The organism is uncultured Oscillibacter sp. (assembly GCF_910587525.1).
Classification (GTDB): domain Bacteria; phylum Bacillota; class Clostridia; order Oscillospirales; family Oscillospiraceae; genus Oscillibacter.
Genome location: NZ_CAJULS010000212.1, coordinates 1 through 2,856, shown reverse-complemented (window position 1 = coordinate 2,856; position 2,856 = coordinate 1). Strand labels below are relative to the sequence as shown.

Here is a 2,856-nt window from a genome sequence, read left to right as displayed (position 1 = left end):
CCATCACCTGCACCGCCGCCATGGTGACCGCCTCGCACTGGGTGGGATTCACCTTCCCGGGCATGATGGAGCTGCCGGGCTCGTTCTCCGGAATGCGAAGTTCCCCCATACCGCACCGGGGGCCGCTGGCTTCCCAGCGGATGTCGTTGGCAATCTTCATGAGATTCGCCGCCAGGGCCTTCAGGGCCCCGTGGGCGAACACCAGTGCGTCTTTGCTGGTGAGAGCGTGGAATTTATTGGGGTCCGGCCGGAAGGGCAGTCCGGTGAGATCCCGCAGCTTTCCGCACACGGCTTCATCGTAGCCCCCGGGGGCGTTGAGGCCGGTGCCCACGGCGGTGCCGCCGATGGCAAGACACGCCAGCTCCTCCAGTGCGGCCCGCAGCATCCGGCAGGGCGCCTCCACCAGCTCCCGCCAGCCGGAGACCTCCTGGGCGAATTTCAGCGGCGTGGCATCCTGGAGGTGGGTGCGGCCAATGCGGATCAGATCCGGATAGGCCTCCTCCAGACTCTTGAAGGCCGCCGCCAGCCGCTCCGCCGCCGGGAGCACCTGCTCCGACACCGCCAGGGCCGCCGCGATGTGGAGTGCGGAGGGGTAGGTGTCGTTGCTGGATTGGGAGGCGTTGACGTGGTCGTTGGGATGTAAAGCCACTCCCCTTTCTCCCGCCAGGTGGGCGATCACTTCGTTGATGTTCATGTTGGTCTGGGTACCGCTGCCGGTCTGCCACACCACCAGGGGAAACTCCTCGTCCCACATCCCCGCCCGAATCTCCCCACAGGCGGCGGCAATGGCGGCGGCCTGCTCCTCCGTCAGCTTGCCCGCCCGGGCGTTGGCCCAGGCGCAGGCCTCTTTCAGATAGGCAAAGGCGGTGATGATCTCTTTGGGCTGGCGCTGGCCGCCGATCTTGAAATTCTCCAGGCTCCGCTGGGTCTGGGCCCCCCAGTGCCGCTCTGCCGGGACGGCGATCTCTCCCATGGTGTCGTGTTCCATGCGGGTATTCATAAAAAACTCCCCCAATATAATCTGGTATGTATCCGGCTCTCAGCGGTCCGAGCGGCTCTGGCTGGACAGGTCGCAGGGTTTGTAGGCGGAGGTCAGAACCTTTTCAAACACCGGCGTCTCCGGCTCCTCCACCCGCCGAAGGATCTGCTCTCCGGCGGCGGTCCCCAGCTCCTCCACCGGCTGGATAATGGAATCCATACGACTGGAATAAAGCTGATAAAAATCGTAATCATAATCTACGAAGCTGACCAGGTCGATGTCCTCGCCCAGCCGGATATTTTTCAGGTTCAGGTAACTGATGGTCTCCAGGGACATCAGACCCTGGCAGACGATGAGGGCGTCGCACTTCCGCTCCAGCAGTGTCTCCAGGCAGGCCCGGGCGCTGTTTTCCATGGAATCGCCGTACTGAATCAGCCCCTCCTCCTGGACCAGGCCGCAGTCCGCCACGGCCTGCTGGTAGGCGAAGATCCGCTCCTTGGTGGTAGAAAGGCGCGGCAGTCCTCCGATGATGCCCACCCGGCGGGCTCCCTTCCCCGCCAGGCGGCAGACACTGCGGTAGATCGGCTGGAAGTTGGAGACGCAGATGGAGGAGTATTTTTTCTCCTCAAAGGTGCGGTCCACCAGCACCACCGGAAAGCCGGCGGGGATCAGGCTGTCAAACCGGGCGAAGTCGTCGATGGTGCTGGCAATCAGCAGCCCGTCCACCAGTCCCGCGGTCAGAAGACGAATGGTGTTCTCCTCCCGCTCCATGTTCTCCTTGGTGTTGGCAATGATCAGGTGGTAGCCCCGGGCGGAGAACTGGTGCTCCACCGCCTCGATCATGGTGGCGAAAAACTTGTTTGAGATATCCGGCACGATAAAGCCTATGGCCTTTTTCTTGCCCGTGCGGAAGCTGCGGGCGGAGGCGTCCGGTGTGTATCCCAGCTCCGCGATGGCCTGATAGACTTTCTCCTTGGTCTCCCCGGAGACGTAGCGCGTATTGTTGATCGTGTGGGACACCGTAGCAGTGGACACCCCCGCCAGCCGGGCCACATCGCTGATGGTCACTTTCATATTGCCTCTCCTTGCGCAAAGTTCACTTTTTTTGCGTAATCCAATTTGCGTAATCAATTAGCAGTATAGATTACTCCCCGTTTTTCGTCAAGTTTTTTCCCCAGGTTTTTCCTGAAATCCCATATTTTTTGAGATTTAATTATCAAAAATTAACAACCCTGGATGATGATTGTTATCTGAAATGACAATTGTCAAAAAGCTGACAGTGTGGTACGATACTCCTGGAAAATCGATTAGGCAAATCGTTTACGCAAACGTTTCGACATTGCAGCCATCTCTTCAATCTATTATTCATGAAAAAGGAGTAAAGATCAATGAAAGCTAAGATTGGTATCAATGGTTTCGGCCGCATCGGCCGCATCGTGTTCCGCGCCGCCCTGAAGCGGGATGACGTGGAGGTCGTGGGCCTGAACGACCCCTTCATGAACCCCGAGTATATGGCTTATATGCTGAAGTATGACTCCGTCCACGGCAAGTTCCCCGGCGAGGTCTCCTACACCGCCGACGCCTTGGTAGTGGACGGCAAGGAGTTCAAGGTCTTCACCGCCAAGGAAGTCAGCGACATTCCCTGGAAGAGCGTGGGCGCTGAGTATATCTGCGAGTGCACCGGCCAGCATCTGGAGAAGAGCAAGTGCCAGGGCCACATTGACGCCGGCGCCAAGCACGTCATCATGGGCGCCCCCTCCAAGGACGACACCCCCATGTTCGTCATGGGCGTCAACAACACCAAGTACACCTCTGACATGACCTTCGTGTCCAACGCCTCCTGCACCACCAACTGCCTGGCCCCCATCGCCAAGGTC

Annotated in this window: 3 protein-coding genes; 1 reads left to right on the top strand and 2 read right to left on the bottom strand. The window is 59.4% G+C overall.

The genetic code is table 11. The features are described from left to right. Together QZ326_RS12610 and QZ326_RS12605 are read right to left on the bottom strand one after the other, a co-directional pair. Nucleotides 1-1,000, bottom strand: a 1,000-nt coding sequence (locus QZ326_RS12610) for a class II fumarate hydratase (RefSeq protein WP_295745830.1), incomplete at its 3' end; no start/stop codon positions are given. 39 nt (nt 1,001-1,039) lie between these two features. After that, entirely contained in the window at nt 1,040-2,053 is a 1,014-nt protein-coding gene (locus QZ326_RS12605; RefSeq protein ID WP_295745827.1) for a LacI family DNA-binding transcriptional regulator, read from the bottom strand. Nucleotides 2,054-2,367: 314 nt separating this feature from the next. Between QZ326_RS12605 and QZ326_RS12600 the strand changes: the two genes are divergently transcribed. Next, nucleotides 2,368-2,856, top strand: a 489-nt coding sequence (locus tag QZ326_RS12600) for a glyceraldehyde 3-phosphate dehydrogenase NAD-binding domain-containing protein (RefSeq protein WP_295745824.1), incomplete at its 3' end; no start/stop codon positions are given.

Bases quoted from the DNA above. Each gene is read 5' to 3' on its own strand.
- QZ326_RS12605 (WP_295745827.1), bottom strand. From the start codon at position 2,053: ATGAAAGTGACCATCAGCGATGTGGCCCGGCTGGCGGGGGTGTCCACT.